The sequence below is a fragment of the Flagellimonas sp. HMM57 genome (genome assembly GCF_021390175.1).
In the GTDB taxonomy this organism is placed as follows: domain Bacteria; phylum Bacteroidota; class Bacteroidia; order Flavobacteriales; family Flavobacteriaceae; genus Flagellimonas.
The window spans coordinates 3,228,788-3,254,576 of sequence record NZ_CP090004.1 but is presented as its reverse complement, the minus strand read 5'-3'; the positions used below and the strand labels follow the sequence as shown (position 1 = coordinate 3,254,576).

Below are 25,789 nucleotides of genomic sequence, written 5' to 3'. Positions count from 1 at the left end.
ACCTAATGAATCCCTCATCTTCTGGCTGGATAAACAAGTTTGGGTATCTTGTCAATAAAGAAAGTCTTGATTTTCTAGACTTTGAAAGTCTCTATAAGGAACTTAAGACGAATGGTTTTATCTATGGGGTTCACTTAAATATCCCCTCTTTTGTTCCAGTAGAGCATAAGCTAACAGAAGATGAAATTGCAAAAATAAATTTGCTCACCGCTTTGTACTTCACCTTCAGGTTCGAAAAAGAAGAAACTGATTTTGATGTCTTTGTAAATACTGTTTTTGATTATTACCAATCCCTGGAAGTTGGAAAAATATCGTTCTTGAACAAAATATTGAGCGGAAAGCATACGGAATCCCAATTGGAAAAGCTCTTGGATTCAAGAATTTACTTGGACAGTAATATTTTTAATCGGGCTTTTGGAAACAGTCTTACCAATTCCCTGTTGTATGTAGACGTCCTAATTTTTAGAAGCTATCTACAAGGTTATATCCCCATAAAGCAACATGCGCAGTTATTGGAATATGTAACCATTAATATTGCATACCATGCATTGAACTCAAAAGATACCGATGAAAAGGATATAAAACTTGTACAGATATTAGCTTCTTCATTAACCTATGTAGATTTTGATGAGACGGATTTTGATGGCACCTATAGGGATTTGTTAAAACAGAGTTTTACAACAGTTTACGAAAGAGAATATTTTATGGATATTGCATGTCTGACATTGTGGGAGGATGGGTCGTTGGACTACACGGAATCCGATTATATTTTTGGTCTGGGAAAGGACTTGGGAAAGACAAAAATCGAGGTAGAACATGCCCTAAATTTCGTTAAGGATTTCTTCAAAAAAAACAGCGAAAAAGCAACCTATTTAAATGATAAAAATTTGGCGTTTCAGTTCTATGAAGGAATGTCCAAAAGTGTAAGTAAATTGATTTTGCGAAATAGCAAAAGACTAAAAAAAGAGCTTCTTGAAAGTAAGGAGCTTGTCACCCTTTTATCAAAATCCACGGTAAAGGATTTGAGTGCGGAAGAAAAGAAAAAAGTACAAAATCATTTGTTGGATATTTTTAAAACCATTCCTTCTTTGGCCATTTTTATGCTACCGGGCGGAGCAGTTTTATTGCCTATTTTTATAAAATTAATTCCTAAATTGCTGCCATCGGCTTTTGATGACAATCGAGTCGAAAAATAGTCGTTTTTCTCTTAAAAAAGCTACTATAAGAAAAATCTATATTTACTTTTATACATGAATAAATATTTGATAACCAAAATTTTATAATTTCTTATTCTAACCAAAGCTTAAAGTCTTTTACTCGCTCCCGGCTTACGATGATTTCTTGTTCATTAAAGCGATTCAGCTTAATTTGAAGCCTAGAATTGGTGTATGAAATGATGTCGTTGATGTGATTGATGTTCACATAAAATTTTCGGCTCACCCTGAAGAAATTTTTTGGTGAGAGCTCCTCTTCCAAATTCTCCAGAGTGGTATCCAACAGATAACTTCTCCCCTCGGATGTAGCTGCATAGGTTCCCTTATTTTCACTATAAAAACATTCCACGTCATCTGCATTTATAATTTTCAAATGCTGCCCTACCTTGACCGTAAATCTTTTTTTGTATTCACGTTCCAGAGGGTTTACCAACAGGTTTTTTATGTCGTTAAAATCAACCGATATTTTGTGCGAACCAGGCTTAAAATCCTTGTACTTTTTCACAGCACTTTCCAGCTCTTCATCATCGATAGGTTTTAACAAATAATCTATGCTGTTCAACTTAAATGCCTGGAGCGCATATTCGTCATATGCAGTGGTGAAAATTATGGCACTTTTTACCTCGATGATATCAAATATTTCAAACGAAAGACCATCCGACAATTGGATATCCAAAAAGATAAGATCGGGATGTGGATTGTTCTGAAACCACTCGATAGATTCTTCAACGGAATGCAACATGGTTGAAACCTCAACATCCAATTCTGCAAGCAACCTGTTCAAACGTCTTGCAGCGGGTTTCTCATCTTCTATAATGATAACGTTCATTTTACTGTATTAAAGATTATTCAAAAGTACGTGTATCCCGTTCTTCTTGTTCCATATATTTTTGAATCTGCTTGGCTTCCCACTTTTCTACACGGGAGTGGCTAAAGACCCGGATTGCATGAACAACAAGAAAAATTCCCCAGATTACTGGTGTGGATACCAAGTCCCATATCAACCAATTGTTATAGTTAAAGGCTTCTGAACCTATATCTTGGAAAAAATCATAATGATACGCCTTTATACAGAATATGATGATATTGATGATAATGTAAATACTCAAGTGCGAATAAAACTTCTTTAGTTGTTTTACTCTTTTTTCTGCTCTTTCCCTACTAGTTTCTAGATTTTTCATATTACATGTATTTATCCATTTCTTTTTTATCTTCTTCTATATATTTTTTGATCTGCCTTTCTTCCCACTTTTTATTAAAAAGTGGATTAAAATCAAAAGTCTTGGCCGCATGGAAAAAAAGTCCAATGCCCCATCCAAAAAGCGTTACAAAATGACCCCATTCCCAAAAATCCTCGGTGTTTCTATAGATATTAAAAAGGATGAAGGCATTCACGATGACATAAACTGCTATGTGAACATAAAACCCTTTTAGCTTTTCGATCTGGTTCTTTGCACGTTTTAATTTTTCTTGATTATATGGCTCCATAACTATCTCCATTTATCGTTTTCTTCTTCTTTTTGCATAAACTGCCTAATCTTACGCTCTTCCCAGTTTTTTCCAAAAAATGGGTTGAGGTCAAAGGTTCCTATGGCATGAAAAAAGACACCTATCCCCCATCCAAATGCAGCCCACAAAAACCATGCATAGCTAAATCCGTTGGTTAAATAGTTGATCAATGCCAAAGCTGAAATTACAATAATATACGTCCAAAGGTTTGCGTAAAACTTTTTTAATTGAATAACCCTCTCCCTTGCCTTTACATATTTATTTTCCTTGCTTAAATTTTCCATTTTAGTTGTTTTTGGTTAGTTGTACAGTTAAATATACTGAAACATTAGAATTTAGTGTTGTTCATGAATTCCTTGATTTTACGCTCTTCCCAGTCTCTGCCAAAAATAGGATTATACCCATAAATGCCCATCCAATTTGCGACCAATCCTATTCCCCAACCCAGTGCAGGAAAAACGAACCAAAGAAAACTGGTTGTCCTATAATTGATATAAGCCAAAATAGGAATGACAATACAATACGCAAACAAACTGGAATAGAGAGATTTAATAGTATCAACTTTTTCCTTTGCTCTTGTGTATCTGTTTTCATTGAAGTCTTTCATAATGCTATGTTTTAAGTGTTACCTATATCTTAATTACATAGCAAACTTCGGGATATTGAAAAGCAAGTGAAAAAGTAGATTCGCGAACTGTTGGTTTTTAGGGATGAATTGTAGGGATTGGGAATTAGGTATAAGGTGAAGGGTAAAAGGTGTTGGGTATTGGAATCGAATATGCTTACAACTTGTTTACTTGTAATCCCTAACTCCTAACAACTGACTTCTGATTTCCGATTTCTGATGTCTGATGTCTGAAAAACACCCCTTTTCACCCAAAACCTTTCACCCAAAACCCTTCACCTCGATAACGACCCTTCTCAACTTCTCAACTTCTCAACTTTGAAACTTTGAAACTCTGCAACTTTGAAACCTTTCACCCAAAACCCAACACCCCCATCCGTCAACCCAAACCCTGCATCCGTCAATTGCCATGGGTCACCGATCTATATTCCTGTTTTCTTGCAAGCTCTAACGCTAAATTTCGAGCTCATGAAAAAAATACGTTTTTTGATTCTGATGACACTGTCCGTTGCAATGTTCGCCGTCTCCTGTTCAAGTGATGATGGTACAACGACACCGACACCAACACCGACTAAGCCGACCATAAGTGGTTTTACGCCCAGTTCCGGGCCTGTTGGCACACAGGTGACCATTAACGGGACCAACTTTAGTACAACACCGGCATCCAACACCGTAAAAATTGGTGCCACTACGGCTACCGTAAGTACCGCAACCGCCACCAAGCTTACCATCTCCGTTCCCCAGGGTGCGACAACAGGAGCGGTAAGTGTTGGCGTAGGTGGTGAGACCGTGACCGGAAACACCTTTACCGTGACCGAAGCGGAAGCGCAGAACACCGCCCCCGTAATCACCAACCAGACCACAACAACAGAAGTGGATGAGAATGCGAACAATGAATTCACCATCTTTACCGTGACCGCCACCGATGAAGATGAAGGCGATACGCTCACCTTTGAGATTACGGACGGAAACGATGAAGAACTGTTCAGCATAGATGAAAGCGGCCTGATCACCTTGGCGGACGGTAAGAACCTTGACTACGAGACGACCAGCGGGCACAACATCACCGTGACCGTCTCCGATGGCAATGGGGGCACGGACCAGATCAGCGTACAGATAGCCGTGAAGAACGTCATCGAAAACCTGTTCGAGGACCCGGCATCCTTTATCTTTACCTTGGAGACCGCTGGTGCCAATGAGGAATTCAACATAGAAGTATTCGGAGAAGGGGAAGATGTCGATTTTCAAATTGATTGGGGCGATGGACAGCCAGAGGAACATGTGACCGAAGAGGAAGCGTACCATCAGTACCAAACTGCGGACACTTATACCGTGGCCCTAAAAGGGCAAGTGGGCCGATTGAGCTTCTTTGGACAGGACGCTTTGCGGACCGTGGAGCAATGGGGAGACACGGCATGGAAGAGTATGGAGGATATGTTTCACTTGGATAATGATGATATTTATGTAGCTATAAATGCAACGGGCGAACCCAACCTTGAGCAATGTACATCGTTCAGTTACGCTTTTCCCAATGCGGATTTTAAACAGGACATTACCGAATGGGATGTAGACAATGTTCAAACCATGAATAACACTTTTAGGGGTAATAGCCTATTTAATCAGGATATCAGCGGTTGGGATGTAAGCAATGTTGAAGATATGCGTTCCATGTTCTTTGAAGCTACTGCATTCGATCAGGACATCAGCGGTTGGGATGTAAGTCAGGTTACCAATATGGATTACATGTTCGCGGATGCCACGGCGTTCGACCAAGATCTGGGGGAATGGGAAATAGGCAACGTTTCAAGTATGATAAACATGTTCAACGATTCCGGGATGTCCGCCCCTAACTTTTCAGATACACTTATAGGGTGGGCCGATCAAGTGGTACAACCAAATGTGGTTTTGGGTGCAACGGGAGTAGATCTGTGCATAGGTGACGGGGGCATCGCTTATAATACCCTTATAAATGACATGGGGCCCAATTGGGACATAGATTATAAAGACAGTGTTTTCTGTCCGTAATTAAACTTAACTTTTAATACAATGGGCCACTGAGGAACTTTACGTTTTTTGGTGGCCTTTTGGTTTGGGTATGAGTTCGGAGGTCAGAAGTCAGATATCGGAAGTCAGCGGTACGAGGTACGAAGTCAAATTCAAGAACTTAGAGCTTAGAACTTGAAACTTTGAAACCTTAAACCTTTTACCCTTCACCCAAAACCAAAACCCGCATCCGTCAACCGTCATATTAAACCGAACAACTAAAAATCCTCCTTGTCCATAAGCTCTTGGATCTTACGTTCTTCCCAACGTTTGCCCCAAAGTGGATTATAGCCATAAGCTTCCATACCGTGTGCCAACACCCCAAATCCCCAGCCAATTGTTGGAAACAGTGCCCAGAGAAAGCTAGTGGTTTTTAGGTTGAGCCACCATAAAAATGGAATAACGATACAGTACGTAATCAGATTGCTATAAAAACCTTTTACGGCATCTACTTTTTCTTTTGCCTTTAGGTAACGTTTCTCCGCAATATGGGATTCCTGCGTTTCAACCGTTGATCCTTTTTTAGTAAGCATTGGGATCGACACACTAAAATCTGAAGTTGTTTTTTCAATGTGGACCTGTCTATCCGTTAAAATTTCATAGCGCTGCTGGATATTTTGGAGCCCCACCCCACTACTCTTTTTGACCACCTGCTTTTCTTGAAGGTTATTGGTCACCATCAGCATTCCGCCCTCTTCTTTAACGGTAATATGCAATGGTTTTGATGATGTCACAACGTTATGCTTCACGGCGTTCTCCAACAACAGTTGTAATGATAGGGGCACTATTTTAGCATCTGGAACACTGGATGTATCCGGAATATTAAAAACAATACTATCCTCAAACCGCATCTTTAAGAGTCTAACGTAGGTTCGGGCAAAATTCAATTCTTCGTCCACTGTGACCAAATCCTTGTTTTTCTGTTCCAAAACATAGCGGTATACTTTTGAAAGGGACGTCGTGAATTTTTGGGCCTGATGCGGATCTTCTTCAATAAGGCTGGTAAGTACATTAAGACTGTTGAATAAAAAATGGGGATCCAATTGATTTTTTAGCGCATCAAAACGGGCAGAGGCCGTGCCTGCTATAATCCGTTGCTTTTTTACCCTAGTATCCTGTAAAGCTTTGTAGAAATGAAAGGCATGTAAAATGGCGGAGATACATATTGCGATAATCAAAGTGGAAACGTAGTTCTCCAAGGTCTCATTTGCCAAAAAATCATCAAATGAGTTACTGTATATCCCCACATTTACCAATACCCTGGCCAGACCAAATCCTACTAAAGTAACGACTATAGAGCCAATGGCACCATACCAAAGACGCTTTTTACCCTGCAGTTCCCAGCTATATTTTGTAGAGATAAAATCATTGTAATAAGCATTGAATGCGGTTATAATGAATGCATAGATGTAAGTGACCCCAAAGTTTTCAAGCTCATCGGACCACGTAACACCATTACCTATATTGATAAGTATGTTAAGTGCGCGTATAGCCAACGTAATATAAAGGCTTACGATTAAAACACGTCTTAAACTACCTACTTTGACCTCTTTTTTCACCTTTTACAACTTAAAAGCATCATACTGACCATCATCAGCTCTTACACTGTTCTAAAACCTCTTCGGCTCTTTTCTTTCCCCAACTTGGGTAGAACGGGGTTTCGGATTTAAAGGTAGCAAAAAGTTCCAAGGCCTTTTCAATATCACTACAGTAAGGTGCGGTATCTTTTCCAAAATAGCGAGCAGAACCCATATCCCATTCTGCTTTGGAAAGTATGACCCTTGGGTTTTCGGGCGCCAATTCCAAGGCTTGGTTATAGAGTCGGGTGTTCTTTCCCGAAAGTGTCATGCCATACTTGGCACCATCAAAAGAGATCCACGCTGTATTGATCATTGCTTCCTGAACAAGGAGCTCGGGATTGTTGGAAGAAATGGCTTGTGCCAAATCCAAGAACTCTTTTGCCTTGTCCAATTGCTCGGTCAATTTTTCTTCATCCTTCTCGCCAAAGGAGGAAAAAGTATTGACCTGTGCTACATAGTAATAAGGCAGCCAGTTATCGGGCTCGGCCATTGCAATACGTTCAAAAAGATTGGACGCCTCAACATTTTTTTCGTTTTTCCATAAGTCAAATGCCTTTTCCATTCCCTTGGTATATTGATCTTGTGCACTAAGGGTTCCGATCAATAAGGAGATTAAAATTTTTACTACCGTTTGCATAACTGTTCGTTTTTTGATTATTGCTGTCACAAAAATGTAATCAAAGACATCATTTGACCAGAAAGTATTACCGGATTGTAGAATTTTTGGGATGAATTGTATTCAGATTGCTATTGACCAAAAGTTCATGGCCTACCTGCCCACTTGTCCATCGATGAAAACCTTGGATAGTGAATAGTTTTATGTCAAAAAATTATTTTTTCCGGGTGATGCAACCCTTCTTTTTTTCAAATGTCATTAAGGAGAGTAAACCATAATAGGATTTAACTTTTAACCTTAATCAAGAAACAAATGAAGAAAAGAAACGGTAGTAATTTACTACCACTACTAATGCTGATCGTAGGCTTTGTGCTGAGCTCATCTCTCATCCATGCACAAAAAAAATATACGATCAGCGGAACCGTTACCGATGAATTTAACGGAGAAACACTTTTTGGAACCTCCATATTCTTAAAAGGCACATCCATTGGAGCCATAACAAATGAATATGGGTTTTATTCCATTAGCGCACCTGAAGGCTCTTATACCCTGGTATTCTCGCATATGGGATATAAAGAGATCTCCATGGAAATAACATTGAACAGCAATCAAAAAATTGATGTTGAAGTTGAGGAAACCTCAACGCAATTGGATGAAGTTGAGGTCACGGCAGAAGAAACCGAACGTGCAATCATAAAGAAACCGGAAATGAGTATTTCCAAGCTGAACATAAAAACCGTGAAGCAGATGCCGGTAGTTTTGGGAGAAGTAGACGTTATCAAATCATTACAGATTTTACCAGGAGTGACCAATAACGGTGAAGGTACGAGCGGATTTCACGTAAGAGGCGGTGCTGTTGACCAAAACCTGGTATTATTGGACGAAGCTATCATCTATAATACTTCGCACTTATTGGGCTTCTTTTCGGTCTTTAATGCAGATGCCGTAAAAGACTTAAAACTATACAAAGGTGGAATTCCAGCGCGCTTTGGTGGCAGGGTATCTTCTGTATTGGATGTTCGCCAGAAAGATGGGAACAGTAAAAACTTTGCCATGACTGGCGGAGTTGGTGTTATATCCAGCAGACTTGCTTTAGAAGGTCCAATGTTCAACGACAGGGGATCTTTTTTAGTTGCAGGTAGAGGATCTTATGCACACTTGTTACTAAAACTGGCAGGGGAGAAAAACAGTGTCAGTTTTTATGACCTAAACCTCAAAACAAATTATAGCATAAACGACAATAACAAATTGTATCTATCTGGTTATTTTGGTCGTGATGTTTTCAATTTTGACGGCTCTTTCAGCAGTAGTTACGGCAATGCATCGGGCAACCTAAGATGGAACCATATCTTCAATGATAGATTGTTTTCAAATTTATCCCTCATTTATAGTAATTATGACTATGAGCTGGGCATAGAGGATTTTGAGTTTGATTGGATTTCATCCATTAGAAATTATAATGCCAAATACGACTTTAAGTATTATTTAAGCGATGCTTTTAAGCTGGATTTTGGAATCAGCGCCATAAAGTATGAGTTCAATCCAGGGGAAATTAAACCTACTGGGCCAAATTCAGCTATAAATGAACTTATATTGGACCAAAAATTAGCGCTCGAAAGTGGCATCTATATTGGAGCAGAACATAAACTAACGGATAACCTGTCCGCACAATACGGTGTACGGTACAGTAGGTTCAACCGACTTGGTGGCCAACCCATATCGGAATATGCAAATGACCAACCTATCTTATATAACCCAACGTTACGGTTCTACCAGAGAACAGACCCAATTGGTGAAACATTTTTCAAAAAGAGTGAGAGCATCGAAACATTCGACAATTTTGAACCCAGGCTCTCTTTAGCGTATCAGCTCAATGATTACTCTTCCATCAAAATGGGGTATTCAAGGGCGGCACAGTATATCCATCTGCTATCCAATACTTCAGCAGTGACCCCTTTGGACGTGTGGACACCGAGCGGAAAATATATAAAGCCCCAACTCTCCGATCAATATGCGTTGGGCTACTTTAGAAACTTTAACGATGAAATGTATTCTTTAGAAGTGGAAACCTATTACAAAACGGTCGATAACAGAATCGACTATGTGGATGGTTCAGACTTAATAGGGAACAATACTATTGAAACTGAAATTTTAAACGGAGAATCACGAGCTTATGGTCTTGAATTCCTGTTTCGGAAAAATGAGGGAGCTTTTACAGGATGGATTGCCTATACCCTATCTAAATCTGAACAAAGAACCCCAGGTGGTATTGCAGGAGGACCTGGGATAAATAATGGTGAATGGTATAATACCCCTTTTGACAGAACCCATGATGTATCGATTACTGCTGCCTACAAATTGAATGATAAATGGAGTTTTGGGGCAAACGCAATTTTCCAAACGGGAAGACCTGTCACATATCCCAACGGACAATATGAGTATGAAGGTATATCCGTTGCAAGTTACTCTGATCGTAATGCCGATAGATTACCCGCATACCATCGTATAGACCTTTCCGCGACGTATAGGCCCAATAGAAGACCTGATAAAAAATGGAAAGGTGAATGGGTTATTGGCATCTATAATATCTACAATAGGAAAAATGCCGCTGCCATATCATTTGGACAAAATTTGGAAACCGGAGCAAACGAAGCCACCAGAACCGCTATTTTCGGAATGGTCCCATCAGTAACGTACAACTTTAAATTCTAAGAACATGAAACCAATGTATAAGATATTATTCAGCATTTTATTGATAATGGGCGCATCATGTACCGATGTTATAGAAGTTGATGTCCCAGAAGGCCCTATAAGACTAACTATAGAAGCATCCCTAGATTGGGAAAAAGGAACTACGGGCAATAATCAGACTATTCTTCTAAGTACCTCCACACCGTTTTTTGAAAGTCAGCAAAATACAGCGGTCACTGGGGCCAGTGTTAAAGTAACAAACAATGATAGTGGTACCGAATTTATTTTTGAAGATGAAAATGATGGTAGGTATACCACTACATCTTTTGAACCGATTATTGGAAATTCCTACACATTGGAAGTGGTTTACCAAGAAGAAACCTATACTGCTACTGAAACGCTTCTTCCTGTGACCGATATCACATCCGTAACACAATCTACCGAAGATGGAGAGGATGATGAGGCATTGGAAGTAAATGTATCCTTTGAAGACCCGGCAGATATAGAAAACTATTATTTTTTACGTTTTCAGAGTCGCGACGACTTGCTTCCTGAACTCTTCTACATAAAAGATGAATTTATCGATGGCAATGAGTTCACCGTTTATTATGAAAAGTTAGAGGATGAGGATAATAATATCAGGGAGTTTTTGGTTGGGGATACCGTTGATATCGTTTTTCTGGGAATATCCGAGGATTACTATACCTATTTACAGCTTTTGGTAGACCAGTTTGAAGCCGGCGGAGATCCCTTTAGCCCTACCCCTGTAGCACTTGTTGGTAATTGTGTCAATACCAGTAATCCAGACAATATCGCCTATGGTTATTTTAGGGTCACGGAAAAAGTAGAACGCAGTTATACGTTTGAATAATTATTTGGTTTGATGAAAAGAAAGGGTATCTCATAAGCATTTAGTTCTTCCAAAATTAGGTTGAGCCTATATAAGCTCATGTTGAATTTCTGACAGGTTGAAGTATTTCAATAAGTTCAATATGACAAGAATGTTTTTTTTGATGCCCTTTTTTGATTCAATGCTAGCTATAATTTTCATCTCCATACAATTCGGTTCCGGTTTGATGCCAAAAGGCTATCAATTCTTATTTTGGGATCTTAGATTTTAGGAAGCTCTGTTTTGATACAGTAAATCGATTAAATACGTATCTTGAGCATTATTCAACCTTCTAAAAATCTAACACTTTGAAGACTATCCTGCAGCGTATCGTTTTAGTATTGTTTTTTGGCCATACCGTTCTAGGTCAAGTAAAATCCAACTTGGAGCTTATAGACATTTTCAATATGGAATATGTCTCTGACCCACAAATTTCACCTGACGGGAACAAGATTATCTACGTCCGTAATTTTAAGGACGTAATGACCGACAAAAACCTTTCCAATCTTTGGATAGTTAATTTTGATGGTACCAAAAACCGTCCGTTGACTACGGGAAACCAAAACGACTTTTATCCAAGGTGGTCGCATGACGGAAAAAAAATCATTTTCAAATCGAACATGTCGGATGGTAAAATGAAATTATATCTCATGTGGATGGATACCAAGGAAACTGTTGCGCTCACCAATACACCAAAATCCCCAGGACAAGTTTCTTGGTCCAAAGACGATAAGCAACTTGCATTCACCATGTTTGTCCCCAAAAGCGAGAAATCTATTGTAAACATGCCCACAAAACCTGAAGGTGCCAAATGGAACAAACCACCAACATATATTACAAGACTTAACTACCGCGGTGATGGGCAAGGATATTTTAAAGGGGGAAATACGCAGATTTTCACCTTATCCATAGATGGCGGCACACCAAGGCAATGGACCTCTACCAATTTTGACCATGGAGCACCTGTGTGGTCAAAAAATGGCAAAAATCTTTATTTCTCAGCGAATTTTAATACTGAAGAAGCATTAGAACCTCTAAACAGTGAAATCTATACGCTTTCTTTAGCCGATGGGAAAGTAGCTGCACTTACAGATCGTTATGGGCCTGATTCCAATCCGGTCTTATCACCAGATGGTACTAAATTAGCTTACACCGGTTTTGATGATACCTACCAAGGTTACCAATTGACCAAGGCTTATCTACTTGATATCGCCAGTGGAACATCTAAATTGATTTCTGACGGTTTTGATCGTGATATACAAAACATTACTTGGGCCAATAGTGGAAAAGGAATCTATTTTCAGTTTGATGATAAGGGCCATACAAAAATCGCGTACATGAACCTCAACGGAAATGTTGATGAAAAAGTAAAGGGCTTAGGTGGACTTTCATTGGGAAGACCTTACAATGCGGCTGCGTATACCGTTTCAAAAAACGATAGATTCGCATATACGCTAGGAAGTACGGAGCATCCAGCTGATCTGGGAACTTATGAAAAAAATCAAACCAAACGACTTACTTCTTTAAACGATGACCTATTCGCTTTTAGAAACTTGGGCAAGGTAGAAGAGCTTTGGTGGGATTCTTCTTATGACCAACGTAAAATACAAGGTTGGGTCGTTACTCCCCCGAATTTTGACCCTTCAAAAAAGTATCCTATGATCTTGGAAATACATGGTGGACCATTCGCTAGCTATGGTGCGGTTTATTCTGCAGAGATACAAGCGTATGCAGCGGCAGGTTACGTAGTCCTCTATACAAATCCTAGGGGAAGTTCAGGTTATGGAGAAGAGTTTGGAAATTTAATTCACCATGATTACCCCAATCATGACTACGAAGATTTAATGTCGGGCGTAGATGCTGTGATCAAGAAAGGCTATATAGATGAAAGTAATCTTTTTGTTACCGGTGGTAGTGGCGGTGGTGTACTCACTGCATGGATCGTTGGTAAAACTGATCGTTTTAAAGCAGCTGTAGTCGCTAAACCGGTAATCAACTGGCAAAGTTTTGTGCTCTATGCAGATGGAGCCAGTTTCTTTTCTAAATATTGGTTTGGAAAAAAACCTTGGGAGGATCCAGAGAGTTATTTTAAACGATCTCCCCTTTCCTATGTCGCCAACGTAAAAACGCCAACAATGCTATTGACCGGTGAAGAAGATTATCGCACACCAATTGCAGAATCCGAGCAGTTCTTCGCTGCATTGAAATTAGAAAATGTAGAATCTGCCATGGTCCGAATTCCGGGTGCATCCCATGGAATAGCAAATAAACCTAGTAATTTAATTGCTAAAATTGCCAGTGTTCTGGCATGGTTCGAGAAGTATAAAAAATAAATGCACATAGGTTAAGGCTTCAATCGCAAACCCAATTTTCTGAGGTTCCTTGTTTGTTTTCACTGAACTCAACACAAGTATTGTTTATTGTTTATTGTTTATTGTTTATTGTTTATTGTTTATTGAAAAATGTATATCCCACATCACTACAAAAACGAAAATCTTGAAGAAATAAAAGATTTCTTGACCCATAATAGTTTTGGCCTTTTGATTAATCAAGTAGATGGAAAGCCATGGGCGACGCACATACCATTGGAACTAGAGAAAGACGAAGCAGGAAAGGATATTCTTGTCGGTCATATTGCCAGGGGAAACCCACAGGGAAAGTCATTTATAGACTCGGTAGAAGTACTTTGCGTATTCAATGGTCCCCATACCTATATCTCTTCTTCATGGTACAAGGATGAGGAAGTTCCCACTTGGAACTATATTGCGGTCCATATTTACGGAAAGCTTACAATCCTGAGTGAGGAAGCTACCATGAAATCGCTATATAGGCTGGTAGACAAATATGAAAGAACGGTTAAAAACCCCATTTCCCTGAAGGATATGTCGCCAAAAACCTTGAGGCAAGTTAAGGGTGTTATTGGTTTTAAGATTGAAATCTCAGATATTCAAGCTGCGTACAAGCTTTCACAAACCCGCGAACAAGATCATCCAAAAATTACTTCAGAATTGATGGAAAGAGAAGATATGGGCAGTAAGGCAATCGCCAAAAAAATGAAAGAACCAAAACTGTAAAGGTCAATTATTCATTATCCTGAAATTTAGTGTCCGCCCAGTTGGAATAGCGGGGATTGTCTACGTGCATGATCCATATCTCATCGGTATATGCACCCTTCATCTTTGAACGATACGCTTGGTACGCAAGTTCATTTTCTTCATATTTCGCCAAGTAGACATAATTTAAGCCATTATCTGGATTTTTAAAGTATTTGGCATTCAATCCTCTGGCTTTAAGTTTAGCCATAAAGCTCTTTAGATAACGTTCGTTCTTGAATACATTGGCTACAATATAATGCCCCTTACCTACTCCATCAAGGTTGATGAATTTCTCAATGGGTTTGAACGCCCCACCGGTAAAAGCACCGGTATCATCAGTAGCACTGGTTTTTTTAGCTTTTACGTTATTCGCTAAACTATTAGTTTTTAAAGTTTTCTCAATAGAATCCAAATCAACATTTTTGGCCAAGTATATATCTTGGGCCTGTGCTTCAATATCTGGTCGTTCGTTATTGGTTTTGCGTTGTACCATTCGCATGACCATCTCAAAACGTTTTTCCAAGTCCCGCTGTCTGTGCTGTTCCAATGAATCCATTTTAAAAATCAACTCATTGATCACCATGTAATTGTCTTTTTGTTGGGCCTTTAGCTCTTTGACCTGCGCTTCCCAGAACGCTAAATCCTCCTTATTGGTTGGACGTAGGGTAGTTTGTTCATCCAACTTGTCTTTTTTCTTTTTCTTTTGATTCTTAGCATCGGCCACAAAAGTTCCCTCTATAGGTTTTTCAGTTGAACCTTCATTGGATGCTATTGCATTTCTTGACTGTGAAGGGATGAAGGAGAAAGCAATGGAAACTTCATGGGTTACGCCAAGATTACTTAGAGGACTATTAATATTTTTTTCAAAATTATAACCAAATGAAAGTCTTCGATTTAGATTAAATCCCGTACCTGCGGAAGCGCCATAAAATTCATCATATCCGCCTTGAATCCAACCTAACTTAGGTAAGTCCAATATTAATCCTCCCCCAAAAATGGGTTCTTCGGCCCCTTCAAAACGGGCTCTCGCTAAAGGCAGTAGTCTACCATCTTCAAAAATTCCAGCTCCATTTTTAAACTCATGCGCAAACTGAATATGTCCAGAAAAAGTTTTTTCATCGAAACTGGTCAAGGATTCCCCGGATTGCATATTGTAATCGACCAAGTTTTGTGCAAATACCCCAAAATCAAACTTTCCAAAAGAAAGGTTAAGCCCAGGCTGAAAAGATATAATGGAATTTTGTGAAGCATCATTTAAAAGAGGGTCTTCTTCTAGGGTAACGGCTCTTTCTGGATCAAAACTACTCACGTAATACGGAATATTGACTCCAAAACTAAGATTACTTTTTTCACCCAATTGTATGCCATGGGAATAGTTTGCCATAACACCCAAATTGGAGATTACACCTTCCTGTTGGTTGTACAAACTTAACCCAAGACCAACACGTTCATTTAAACGTCCACTATAACTCAAGAAATAGTTTTGGTTATTGTTGTTAAAATCCGAACCTTGGTTTCTGTGAAACAGGTTTACATAGGACTTATCCTCTCTAACAGCTGAAAACGTTGGATTTATCAAAAATCTATTGAATTTCAACAAGTTTTGAAAAGGCACATCATAGCTAACATATGGGTTTCCATCTTGTGCGTTTGCTTTGCATAGAAAAAACAATGGTATTATAAAAAATAAGGCCTGTCTTAGATAAAACAAGACTGTACCTCTGGATAAAAGGAGTAATTTTAAATCCATAGCTTAATCGTATTTGTAGGTTAAACAAACTGTGGTCAGCAGATTTGTCTTTTTTGTTTGGTCTCATTAGCAAGATTTGGGATACTTGTAAGAGCTTTACTATTAATTATGAAACAATATTACTTATTTAATCGTTAAAAAACCAATTTAATCGATGAAAAACAGTGTTTTCTTGGTTATCTGTCTAAATTTTATGAAAATTCAAGATTTTTTTTCCAAAAATCTATACTATGGTAGTAATCCTATTAACCTGTAATCGGTTTCTTCTATTTTCTTTTTTGGTAATTTTCGAATACAATTTATTCAAATGACCGAGACACCTACAATAGTTCCATACGCGGAAAAATATAAAGAAGCATTCAAAACACTCAATGTAGCCTGGATAGAAAAGTATTTTAAGATTGAGGAAATGGACCGTATTTCTCTTAATTATCCCCGAGAGTATATATTGGATAAAGGGGGGTATATTGGTTTTGCACTTGTTGAGGATAAGCCTGTTGGGGTATATGCCTTGATACCCTGTAAACGCAAGGGGTTCGATTTTGAATTGGCAAAAATGGGAGTTTCTCCTGAGGCGCAGGGCAAAGGTGTTGGAAAACTACTTGCACAGCACATTATAGAAAAAGCCAAAGCTTTGGGTGCCAAAAGAATTTATCTGGAAAGTAACCGTGTTCTACAACCTGCAATCAATTTGTACCAGAAGTTGGGCTTTGTAGAAATCAAAGGGGCTATGTCACCCTATGAGCGTAGTGATATTCAAATGGAACTGGTTTTATAAGTTATCCAACTGGTTACTTTTCTTATCTGTGCTTATTGTCCAAAAGAAGCCTACAAAAAAGAAGCTATCCGCCGCAGGTCTTATGGCCTGTCTATCAAAAATACCATTTGCATTTGGGGTGTTCGCATACTGATAGTTATTGATATTATTGAATCCAAGTACATTATTGACCGAAAAGTAGAGGATTTTTTGTTGGTCTATCAGGTATGCCCAGTTAAAATTCAAACTGTTAAAGGACTTTGTCTTTTCCGTTAAAAACCCATTTGTGTTTGGATTGTCATAAGGCCTTCCGGAACCGTATATGTATGAAAAACCCAATTGCGAACGTAAATCATCCACCCAATACTTGGTAACTACAGAAAGATTGTGCTCTGGAGCAAAGTTTGGTGTAGCGCGTTCCCTAAAATTTCTATAGTCCCTCTCGGTGTTTAAATAGGAATACGAAACCCAATAATCCAGATTCTCAATACTTTTGTTATCCCGCCAAAAAACATCCAATCCAGCAGCATATCCACTGCCCGAGTTATCATATACAGAATTGAACTGTGGTAATTGCGTGTCATACTTTACCAAATTGTTGTAATCTTTATAGTAAGCTTCAGCCCTGAAGGTTTTACCATCACTTAAAAATTGATAGTTTAAAAGGTAATGCGACGTTTTTTCGGAACCCAAAGCTTGTCCAAACTTGGCAACTTCTGTCAATGGGTTCTGATAAAAATCCCCATAGGCCAAAGAAAACTGCCCTTTTTCCCCTGGTTTATATGCCAGGGAAATTCTTGGAGAAACTGTAAAATCATCAATCAAGGAACTATTTTCTGCCCTAACACCAAGTTTCATGGCAAATTTGTTGCTCAAAAAAATATCGGTCTCTACAAAACTTGCCCATAATTGGTCCTCAAATCCTATACTCAAGTCCTGGACGTTGGGCTGTGCAAAGGTTTCATCAAAGTCGGTTAGAAAAAGTTCAGAGCCAAAATTCAAGCTAAAGCGGCTACTAAAACTTTTTTTGACCTTGAACTTTATATGCGAAGCGGTTTCATCATTGTCAATAGTATTCTCTTGTACCACTATCGCATTATCATCCCATGAAAATGATGCTCCGGTAGAAAGGGTCCAATCATTTTCAAAAAAGTGTTTGTACGAAGAATTGAAGTAAAGATTGTTATTCTTCAGGCGAAATCTGACCAAGTCTTCAAAATTGATATCTTCCTGGCTGATATCAAGATTTGAAAAATTGAATCCTGTGTACAACTTCAACATGCTTTTGTCTCCCTTGCTCCTAAAAACTGTTTCGCCGGAAAAGGATTCAACAGGACTGTTCCACCTAATTCCTTGAGTCGAAGGAATCAATGCTTCGTAGGGAGATAAGTTAATATAAGAGGTGTTGATGCTCAGGGATTGGTCGCCCCATAATTCCGTATGACCAAGTCCGCCACCAACAGACATGATGGATATTTCGGTCTTTTCCTGATCGGGCATATCGATTGTATTCAGCAATAGCACGCTAGAGAGCGCTTGTCCGTACTCGGCAGAATATCCACCTGTACTAAACGTAGTCCCTTTAAACAAAAAGGGTGAAAACCGCCCCCGGGTGGGAATGTTGTTAGCCGTAGCATTAAAAAACTGAAAAACCCGAAGACCATCAATAAAAACCTGTGTTTCGCCAGCTTCTCCTCCACGCACAAATAGTCTACCGTCTTCGTTAACGGTGGTGGTACCGGGCAAGGTTTGCAGAGCACTGCTAATATCCGCTAGCGCTCCGGCAGTGGTAACGATGTCCAACGGTTTTAAAACAGATACTTTTGAGTTATCTCCCGCTTCAAAAGTGCCTGCGGTAAGGGTAACGCCCGTTAAAGCATTTATAGATTCCAAAAGACTTATTTGTAAGTCTTTAAAATAGGATACTTCACCTATTTCGTAATGCGTATCATACGAAAGCATAGAGATTACAAGGGTTTGTGTTCCCGTCTCTTCCGTCTCAAAACTAAATTCACCATTTTCTGAAGTTGATGCACCATCATACGTACCTTCTAAATACACATTGGCCCCTGCAATCGGAACCTTTTTTGAATCTGTTATAATACCAGATATGGTTGTCTGTGAAAGAAGAAATGAGACATTAAATAGTATGAGTAAAGTAAAGGTTAGTTTTTTCATGACTGTTCGTTATTTTGATGGGGCAAAAATGCACAGGCAAGGTTTGATGCACCAATCCCATTGACCCAATTGTAAAATTTCAGGGATGAATTGCACCTTGATATTTTGAATTCAATTCAGCCTTAAAAAACTACATTTCAGTAGATTGAAATTTTGAAACAAACACTCCAGAAGGATATTTGTGGCATCAATAACAATAAAAAAATCATCATGAAGACTCTAACATTAACAGTAGGATTATTTTTAATCAGTTTTATCAGCTTTGCACAAGAAACTACAGGTGTCGATATTACGGTAACCATTAATAACGTAGCGAATGACCAAGGTAAGGTCATGATTGCGCTGCATACCAAAGAAACTTTTTTGAAAGGAAAAGGGATTCAAAATCAAAAAGATTCCATTAAGGATGGAAAAGTTTCATTCGTATTTGAAAATGTCCCAAAAGGCACTTATGCCATCTTAGCATTGCACGATGCCAACGAAAACAATCAAATGGATTTTGATAGTAACGGTGCACCAACGGAAAGTTATGGAATGCCCGGAAATGAAATGTTCTTTGGCTGGCCAGACTTTGAAGACGCCAAGTTTGAAGTAAACGATGAGAATCTGGAAATGGAAATACGGTTCTAAAAAAGGTGCAACGTAAAATGCCCTGATTGTTTTTACAATCAGGGCATTTTATTTTGTTCAAACTTGTAATCAGATTTCTTCGGCCAACCAGGCTTTCATCATCCATACTGTTTTTTCCTGCTCCGTGATGAAATCGCTCATCATCGAATTGGTCCCTTCATCTTTTGCTTCATCAGAAAGGTCTAAAATCTTTCTTTCGATAATCAATAGTTCTTTTAAGGAATCAACAATCAACCTGATTGCATCTTCATCCTTGGTTACATTTTTTCCTACCGGCACCTTGGCATTGGAAGCATAATCCTGAAATGTATGGTAAGGCACTCCTCCCAGTGTCAAAACACGTTCTGCTACTTCATCAACTTTTAAATTTGCATCAACGTAAAGTTCTTCGAATTTTTCATGGAGGTCAAAAAACCGTTTTCCGCGTATATTCCAGTGAATACCTCTAAGATTAAGGTAATACTGTTGGAAATTTGCCAACAATTCATTTAAATCATTACTCAAGGACTTTGAAGTTTCCTCGTTCAATCCTATAGCGTTTAGTTTCATTTTTATGTTTTTTTGTTCAAATTCACGATAAAATTATCAAATTAAAATCTACGGGCTCCATAAGTTTTACTAATAGTTTTTATAGCTTTATAGTCTAATATTATCGTTGATGACCATAACTCAATTACAGTATGTTTTGGCGGTTGCGGAATATAAAAATTTCACTCTCGCCGCAGAAAAAAGTTTTGTTACGCAACCTACCCTGAGCATGCAGATACAAAAACTTGAAGATGAATTGGATATACTCATTTTTGACCGCGGAAAAAAGCCCATTTCCATTACGGAAGTAGGTGAAAAGATAGTTGCGCAAGCAAAGAATATTGTGGCAGAAGCGGAACGTATCAAAGACATCGTAGATCAAGACAAAGGATTTATTGGTGGTGATTATACCATTGGAATAATCCCTACGGTAATGCCAACGCTTCTTCCCATGTTTTTGAACACATTTATAAAAAAATATCCCAAGGTAAACCTCATAATTAAAGAGCAGTCCACGGATACTTTAATACGAAATATACTGGATGGACATTTGGATGCTGGAATCGCCGCTACACCATTGGAAATTGAATTTATCAAGGAAAGACCCTTGTACTACGAGCCTTTTGTTGGATATGTTCCAAAAAACCATCGCCTTTCTGAGCAAGAATTATTGGCAACAGAAAATTTGGATGTGAGCGATATCCTATTGCTACAAGATGGACATTGTTTTAGGGATGGTGTCATCAATCTCTGTAAATCTCCTAAGAATTTAAACAAGGAACAGTTCAAAATTGAAAGTGGAAGTTTTGAAACTTTGGTAAGTCTGGCAGATGAAGGTATGGGGATGACATTACTGCCCTATTTAAACACCTTGGAATTAGATCAAAAGAAAAAACAGTATTTAAAAAAGTTTAAAAATCCGTCCCCTGCGAGAGAAATAAGTTTAATCTACCATAAAAGTGAATTGAAAATACAGATTACAGAAGCCTTAAAAGAAGTGATTTCTGGAATTGTTAGAGGAGCCATTGCTTTTCAAGATGTGAAAATTATAAGTCCATTGGGAAAAAATGGTGTATAGATAAAATCTTGGTAAATTCTCCAAAAAAAAGAGCCGCTTAAAGCGGCTCTTTTTAAACTCTCACTAATACTAGTGTAGCTTGTAATTCTGGTTTATCTATAATAAATTGTTTCAACCAGATTTTAAGTTCTTCTATTTCATTTGGTAATAATCGTGAAATAGCTTTTTTCAATTCTTTAGTAAATAATTTAGTATCAAAACTGACTTTTTGTAAAACAGTTTTTGTGTAATCCAACATAGCTCTAGGCATAATTCTTAGGGTTATGTTTAACAAATTAGTTGATAATCATTGTTTTAACGAACATAAAATTAAACAAAAATTCATAAACATTATTGTTTTATCCTTGTTAAAAATTAGGTAATTTCATGTTAAACAAAGTGTGGTAGTGATATGAAGCATTTATTGTATCTACTTTTAGTTGTCATTTTTTTGGTTGGATGTACCAGCTCAAAGAAAATTATTCAGAAAAAAACCGAATCTGCATTATTGGAATCTTTTTTCAATAATCAATTTACAGGGTTACTTATACTGGATGCCCAGAGCAAGGATACGCTCTATCAGCAAAACCATACAAAATATTTTACTCCTGCCAGTAATACCAAAATTTTCACTTTGTACACTGCGCTTAAGATGCTGCCGGACAGTATTCCTGCCTTAAAATATATTAAGTTGGGAGATTCCCTATTTATTGAGGGGACGGGCGACCCAACATTTTTACATTCTGATTTTGATAACACAACAACATTGGATTTTTTAAAGTCCCATGAAAATATAGCCTTGCATCCGAATAATTTTAAAGACGAAAAGTATGGTCCCGGTTGGTCCTGGGGAGACTATTCTTATTATTACCAACCTGAAAGAACGGCTCTTCCTATATATGGAAATGTCACGACTTTACATAAAACCGATTCCCTTATTGTTATCCCTGCCTATTTTAAGGATAAAGTGGTAGACATGGATTTTTCAAGGAATAGGAAAAAGGAGAGGAATCTTTTTTTCTTTAATCCTACTAGAAAGGATACACTGTCAATCCCATTTATCACCGATAGCACATTGACCAAGGAATTACTCATAAACGTACTAGATAAGAAAATAAACATTATAAACAGTATGCCAGAAGGGGTAAAATCGACCCTATACAGTGTGCCCAAAGATACAGTGTTGCGAAAAATGATGCAGGACAGCGATAACTTTTTAGCAGAACAATTGCTTGTGCTTGCCTCTTCCACTTTGTCAGATACCTTGAATGTATCCAAAGCACAGAATCATATGCTGGAAAACCATTTGTCCTATCTCAAACAAGTTCCACGTTGGGTGGATGGGTCCGGGCTTTCGAGGTACAATCTATTTACACCAGAATCCATAGTACAAGTTTTGGATAGAATGTACAGTGAATTTCCAAGGGAGACGTTATTCAGTACTCTTGCTGTTGGTGGTGTTTCAGGCACTTTGGAAAACTGGTACTCAGGTGCCCCTGACCCTTACATTTATGCGAAAACGGGAACCTTGAGTAATAATCACTGTGTTAGTGGCTATCTACTCACTAATTCTGGAAAAACACTTATTTTCAGTTTTATGAACAACCATTACAGACAATCCACTTCTGAACTAAAACAACGCATGCAATCTATCTTTGAGTATCTGAGAGATACCTATTGATAATTTGCGCCGAATTTATTTGGAGAACAATCCGTTAATTTGAGCGTGTTGCAGCAACATAATGGTCTTGGCATCTTTTATTTCACCATTTTTGACAAGTTTCAAAGCTTCTTCAAAAGATAGTTCCAATACTTCAATATTTTCAGTTTCATCCTCAGCACCCCCGCCTTCGCTGATTTTCATACTCTCTTCATACTTTCCCATGAAAAAATAAAGGACTTCCGTAACCGAGCCCGGTGACATGTATGATTCAAAAACTTTTTCCACTTCCGAAATTTTGTATCCCGTTTCTTCTTCAACCTCCATGATAATAGTCTGCTCCGCATTTCCTTTTTCAAGGATTCCTGCACAAGCTTCTATCATCATGCCGTCTTCATTACCATTCAAATACGTAGGCATTCTAAATTGGCGTGTTAGAATTACCGTACCCTTATCCTTATTATAAAGAAGAATAACAGCACCGTTTCCGCGATCATAGGCTTCTCTAACTTGAGTTTCCCATTCACCATCTTCCCGCCGATATTCAAAAGTGATTTTACGAAGCGTGTACCAATTATTGGACAATACTTCCTTTTTGATATTCTTTACATTTCCGTATTTCATAGTTTTATTTAAATCGATGCTGCTCGGTTTAGGTAACGGCGAAATAGTAGCATTTCCATGTATACCGCTATGATTTTTTCCTTAAAATCATTTTGAAAAACTTCAGCTCTATCAAATTGATGCGCTACCGCAAATGTCTTATTTTTTAAAAGTTCAATATGTGGGTGATCCTGAGAAAAGCCCTTAGGGGCATTTGTCAATTTTTCATCTTGATAAAGTCCACCAAACATACTTTTGAAAGAGGGCTTATTTAAAATAGAAAGTAGTTCCTCACCATCATAGTCTATACCCTCCCGGATACTTTGTAGTGTTTTGGCCTTGGGCCTCCAAAACCCTCCGGCAAATAGGCATTGCTTTAACCCAATTTCGATATAAAAATCCGCCGAATTGGGTGCTTTATCCAAACCTGCACCAAAATGGTCCTTATATACAGGTTTTTGGGGATGGAACATTAAATTATTATTGATTCGATTGATACCCTGTTTCCCTGGAGTGGGGTAATAATCATCATGCAATTGTGCTAGTTCTGTATCTAAGTCATCCAGCCATAGGATATAATTAGCCCGTAGGGATTCATACCATTTACGATGAGTATCCATCCATTCTTTGTGATTGTTTTGCTCAAGCTGCTCCAGAAAGTCAAAAAGGTCGTGGAAATCCATGAATTGGTGTTTGGTGTTTCGTAAAAATAGAAAACAATCCATTCAATAGGATTCAAACGAAACAGTATTTGATTCATTTAAAATGCAACCTTCATTACCAAGAATATATTGATACACTAACCAAAATCCGACATCTGACATCTGACATCTGACATCTGACATCTGACATCTATAAATCAAAAAATCAAAACCGATTATCACCCATGACAATATCACCCAAACCACCTAAAATGCTACCTTCCCCCTTATCTTTTCCACCCCTGGGAATGGAAGCCAAAACTCTTCCTGCCAATCTACTGAAAGGTAATGATTGTACATAAACGGTTCCTGGCCCTTTAAGGGTTGCAAAAAATAGTCCTTCGCCGCCAAAAACGGTGTTTTTTATTCCACCCACAAACTCAATGTTATAATCAACGGTGTGCGAAAAACCTACAATGCAACCTGTGTCCACTTTTAATACTTCCCCTGCTACCAATTCCTTTTTAGCCATGGTGCCACCTGCATGTACAAAGGCCATTCCATCGCCTTCTAATTTTTGCATAATAAAGCCTTCACCCCCAAACAATCCGCGACCCAATCTTTTAGAGAATTCAATTCCGACGGATACGCCTTTTGCAGCACATAAAAAAGCATCTTTCTGGCAAATAAACTTACCGCCTTTTTCAGATAGATCGATAGGAAGTATTTTACCTGGATAGGGAGAAGCAAAACTTACTTTCTTCTTTCCTTGCCCAATATTTAGAAAAGCGGTCATAAAAAGACTCTCTCCCGTAAGCAATCGTTTTCCAGCAGAGAACAGCTTGCCCAATACCCCCGAATCTTGACCGGAACCATCACCAAAAATGGTATCCATTTTAATATCGGTGTCCATCATCATAAAGCTACCAGCTTCGGCAACTACCGCTTCTTGAGGATCAAGCTCAATTTCTACATATTGCATTTCTTCTCCGTAAATGTCATAGTCTATTTCGTGTGCATTCATAGTTTTTGTTTTTGTTTACGGTTATTAGTTGTCTGTTTTTATATTTTGTTACTATACCATGTGTATAAGAGATAATCATTTTTTCAACTTTACCGTCCATTCAAAATTAAACGTAGAGACCACTACCCCATCGGTATTTACTCCTACGGACTTCATCCAGATGGTCTGACCTTCCCCTGTTTCAATACTTTTTTGAATAGCATCGGTAATCAAATGTCCATCTTCACAGGTAAAGGTGATTTTACCAGTAGCTTTTTTAGAGAAATTTGCATTATTGTTCAATACCAACATGGATATTTTTCTGCCGCTATCTTGTATTTGATTGATGACCATAGCACCCGTGCTCAACTCAGCAGCCATACCTTGAACGGCCCAAAACATACTTTTAAAAGGATTTTGATTCACCCAACGATGTGTTACTGTGGTTACCGTCTTTTTGCTATCAATAGACTTCACCCGTACTCCGCACCACCAAGCCGAAGGAAGTTTAAAAAAAGTAAAAGTGTTGAATTTACTAGCATTTGAAGCCATATTCCAATTTTAGTTTTGATAAAAGTAACCAAAATAATTGCTATTTCATTATGTTAAATATATGTTAATTTATAGTACTTTGTTTTGCATAGTACCATCTTTTGGATATATATTTGCATGGTAAGCTAATAGGTAAACTAAATTTCTTATCAAATCATCAGTTAAAAA

General features: G+C 38.3%; 25 protein-coding genes. 10 read left to right on the top strand and 15 right to left on the bottom strand.

Annotated features, from left to right (window positions below; genetic code table 11):
* The first annotated feature begins 5 nt into the window (after positions 1 to 5).
* Positions 6 to 1,196, top strand: coding sequence for an LETM1-related biofilm-associated protein (locus tag LV716_RS14400; protein ID WP_163418487.1), 1,191 nt, complete (start codon positions 6 to 8; stop codon positions 1,194 to 1,196).
* A 91-nt stretch (positions 1,197 to 1,287) separates the two neighbouring features.
* Here LV716_RS14400 and LV716_RS14395 read toward each other — a convergent pair whose 3' ends face one another.
* Genes LV716_RS14395 through LV716_RS14375 form a run of 5 tightly spaced genes read right to left on the bottom strand, consistent with a single transcriptional unit; the run spans position 1,288 to position 3,330 of the window.
* A complete protein-coding gene (locus LV716_RS14395) occupies positions 1,288 to 2,043 on the bottom strand; it encodes a LytTR family DNA-binding domain-containing protein (RefSeq protein ID WP_163418486.1) in 756 nt (251 codons plus the stop codon).
* A 16-nt stretch (positions 2,044 to 2,059) separates the two neighbouring features.
* Positions 2,060 to 2,395 carry a 2TM domain-containing protein gene (locus LV716_RS14390; protein WP_163418485.1) on the bottom strand — a complete coding sequence of 112 codons (336 nt, stop codon included), beginning with the start codon at positions 2,393 to 2,395 and terminating at the stop codon, positions 2,060 to 2,062.
* A gap of 1 nt (position 2,396) precedes the next feature.
* The gene (locus LV716_RS14385; RefSeq protein ID WP_163418484.1) at positions 2,397 to 2,702 is read right to left on the bottom strand and encodes a 2TM domain-containing protein; all 306 of its coding nucleotides are present in this window, start codon (positions 2,700 to 2,702) and stop codon (positions 2,397 to 2,399) included.
* Positions 2,703 to 2,704: 2 nt separating this feature from the next.
* A complete protein-coding gene (locus LV716_RS14380; protein ID WP_163418483.1) occupies positions 2,705 to 3,007 on the bottom strand; it encodes a 2TM domain-containing protein in 303 nt (100 codons plus the stop codon).
* 44 nt (positions 3,008 to 3,051) lie between these two features.
* Entirely contained in the window at positions 3,052 to 3,330 is a 279-nt protein-coding gene (locus LV716_RS14375; protein WP_163418482.1) for a 2TM domain-containing protein, read from the bottom strand.
* Between the two features lie 486 nt (positions 3,331 to 3,816).
* Between LV716_RS14375 and LV716_RS14370 the strand changes: the two genes are divergently transcribed.
* Positions 3,817 to 5,373 carry a BspA family leucine-rich repeat surface protein gene (locus LV716_RS14370; protein WP_163418481.1) on the top strand — a complete coding sequence of 519 codons (1,557 nt, stop codon included), beginning with the start codon at positions 3,817 to 3,819 and terminating at the stop codon, positions 5,371 to 5,373.
* A gap of 236 nt (positions 5,374 to 5,609) precedes the next feature.
* Here the strand turns inward: LV716_RS14370 and LV716_RS14365 are convergent, their stop codons facing one another.
* Both LV716_RS14365 and LV716_RS14360 read right to left on the bottom strand, forming a co-directional pair.
* Entirely contained in the window at positions 5,610 to 6,950 is a 1,341-nt protein-coding gene (locus tag LV716_RS14365; protein WP_163418480.1) for a 2TM domain-containing protein, read from the bottom strand.
* Positions 6,951 to 6,984: 34 nt separating this feature from the next.
* On the bottom strand, positions 6,985 to 7,608 hold the full coding sequence (locus LV716_RS14360; RefSeq protein WP_163418479.1) for a M48 family metallopeptidase: 624 nt from the start codon (positions 7,606 to 7,608) through the stop codon (positions 6,985 to 6,987).
* Between the two features lie 291 nt (positions 7,609 to 7,899).
* Between LV716_RS14360 and LV716_RS14355 the strand changes: the two genes are divergently transcribed.
* From LV716_RS14355 to LV716_RS14340, 4 genes are all read left to right on the top strand, one after another.
* On the top strand, positions 7,900 to 10,299 hold the full coding sequence (locus tag LV716_RS14355) for a TonB-dependent receptor (RefSeq protein WP_163418478.1): 2,400 nt from the start codon (positions 7,900 to 7,902) through the stop codon (positions 10,297 to 10,299).
* 13 nt (positions 10,300 to 10,312) lie between these two features.
* The gene (locus LV716_RS14350) at positions 10,313 to 11,149 is read left to right on the top strand and encodes a DUF4249 domain-containing protein (protein WP_233759146.1); all 837 of its coding nucleotides are present in this window, start codon (positions 10,313 to 10,315) and stop codon (positions 11,147 to 11,149) included.
* 326 nt (positions 11,150 to 11,475) lie between these two features.
* On the top strand, positions 11,476 to 13,500 hold the full coding sequence (locus LV716_RS14345; protein ID WP_233759145.1) for a S9 family peptidase: 2,025 nt from the start codon (positions 11,476 to 11,478) through the stop codon (positions 13,498 to 13,500).
* Between the two features lie 129 nt (positions 13,501 to 13,629).
* Positions 13,630 to 14,241 (top strand): FMN-binding negative transcriptional regulator, encoded by a 612-nt coding sequence (locus LV716_RS14340; RefSeq protein WP_163418476.1) that lies wholly within the window; start codon positions 13,630 to 13,632, stop codon positions 14,239 to 14,241.
* Between the two features lie 7 nt (positions 14,242 to 14,248).
* Here the strand turns inward: LV716_RS14340 and LV716_RS14335 are convergent, their stop codons facing one another.
* Entirely contained in the window at positions 14,249 to 16,012 is a 1,764-nt protein-coding gene (locus LV716_RS14335; protein WP_163418475.1) for a PorP/SprF family type IX secretion system membrane protein, read from the bottom strand.
* Positions 16,013 to 16,319: 307 nt separating this feature from the next.
* On the opposite strand from LV716_RS14335, the gene LV716_RS14330 reads away from it, so the two are divergent.
* Positions 16,320 to 16,790, top strand: a complete 471-nt coding sequence (locus LV716_RS14330) for a GNAT family N-acetyltransferase (RefSeq protein WP_163418474.1) — start codon at positions 16,320 to 16,322, stop codon at positions 16,788 to 16,790.
* Here the strand turns inward: LV716_RS14330 and LV716_RS14325 are convergent.
* A complete protein-coding gene (locus LV716_RS14325; protein WP_163418473.1) occupies positions 16,785 to 18,947 on the bottom strand; it encodes a TonB-dependent receptor in 2,163 nt (720 codons plus the stop codon). The genes LV716_RS14330 and LV716_RS14325 overlap by 6 nt on opposite strands.
* Positions 18,948 to 19,157: 210 nt before the next feature.
* On the opposite strand from LV716_RS14325, the gene LV716_RS14320 reads away from it, so the two are divergent.
* Complete coding sequence (locus LV716_RS14320) at positions 19,158 to 19,577, top strand: DUF2141 domain-containing protein (protein ID WP_163418472.1); 420 nt, start codon at positions 19,158 to 19,160, stop codon at positions 19,575 to 19,577.
* Between the two features lie 69 nt (positions 19,578 to 19,646).
* Here LV716_RS14320 and LV716_RS14315 read toward each other — a convergent pair whose 3' ends face one another.
* Positions 19,647 to 20,126 carry a Dps family protein gene (locus LV716_RS14315; RefSeq protein WP_163418471.1) on the bottom strand — a complete coding sequence of 160 codons (480 nt, stop codon included), beginning with the start codon at positions 20,124 to 20,126 and terminating at the stop codon, positions 19,647 to 19,649.
* A gap of 109 nt (positions 20,127 to 20,235) precedes the next feature.
* On the opposite strand from LV716_RS14315, the gene LV716_RS14310 reads away from it, so the two are divergent.
* Entirely contained in the window at positions 20,236 to 21,183 is a 948-nt protein-coding gene (locus LV716_RS14310) for a LysR substrate-binding domain-containing protein (protein ID WP_163418470.1), read from the top strand.
* A gap of 52 nt (positions 21,184 to 21,235) precedes the next feature.
* Here the strand turns inward: LV716_RS14310 and LV716_RS14305 are convergent, their stop codons facing one another.
* On the bottom strand, positions 21,236 to 21,433 hold the full coding sequence (locus LV716_RS14305) for a hypothetical protein (RefSeq protein WP_163418469.1): 198 nt from the start codon (positions 21,431 to 21,433) through the stop codon (positions 21,236 to 21,238).
* Between the two features lie 141 nt (positions 21,434 to 21,574).
* On the opposite strand from LV716_RS14305, the gene LV716_RS14300 reads away from it, so the two are divergent.
* Complete coding sequence (locus LV716_RS14300) at positions 21,575 to 22,843, top strand: D-alanyl-D-alanine carboxypeptidase/D-alanyl-D-alanine-endopeptidase (RefSeq protein WP_163418468.1); 1,269 nt, start codon at positions 21,575 to 21,577, stop codon at positions 22,841 to 22,843.
* 15 nt (positions 22,844 to 22,858) lie between these two features.
* Here LV716_RS14300 and LV716_RS14295 read toward each other — a convergent pair whose 3' ends face one another.
* From LV716_RS14295 to LV716_RS14280, 4 genes are all read right to left on the bottom strand, one after another.
* Positions 22,859 to 23,446, bottom strand: coding sequence for an NUDIX domain-containing protein (locus tag LV716_RS14295; protein WP_163418467.1), 588 nt, complete (start codon positions 23,444 to 23,446; stop codon positions 22,859 to 22,861).
* Positions 23,447 to 23,454: 8 nt separating this feature from the next.
* On the bottom strand, positions 23,455 to 24,108 hold the full coding sequence (locus LV716_RS14290) for a DUF2461 domain-containing protein (RefSeq protein WP_163418466.1): 654 nt from the start codon (positions 24,106 to 24,108) through the stop codon (positions 23,455 to 23,457).
* 184 nt (positions 24,109 to 24,292) lie between these two features.
* Positions 24,293 to 25,090: a TIGR00266 family protein gene (locus LV716_RS14285; RefSeq protein ID WP_163418465.1), complete on the bottom strand. Its 798-nt coding sequence runs from the start codon at positions 25,088 to 25,090 to the stop codon at positions 24,293 to 24,295.
* 75 nt (positions 25,091 to 25,165) lie between these two features.
* Positions 25,166 to 25,621 carry a DUF4442 domain-containing protein gene (locus LV716_RS14280; RefSeq protein WP_163418464.1) on the bottom strand — a complete coding sequence of 152 codons (456 nt, stop codon included), beginning with the start codon at positions 25,619 to 25,621 and terminating at the stop codon, positions 25,166 to 25,168.
* Positions 25,622 to 25,789 lie beyond the last annotated feature (168 nt).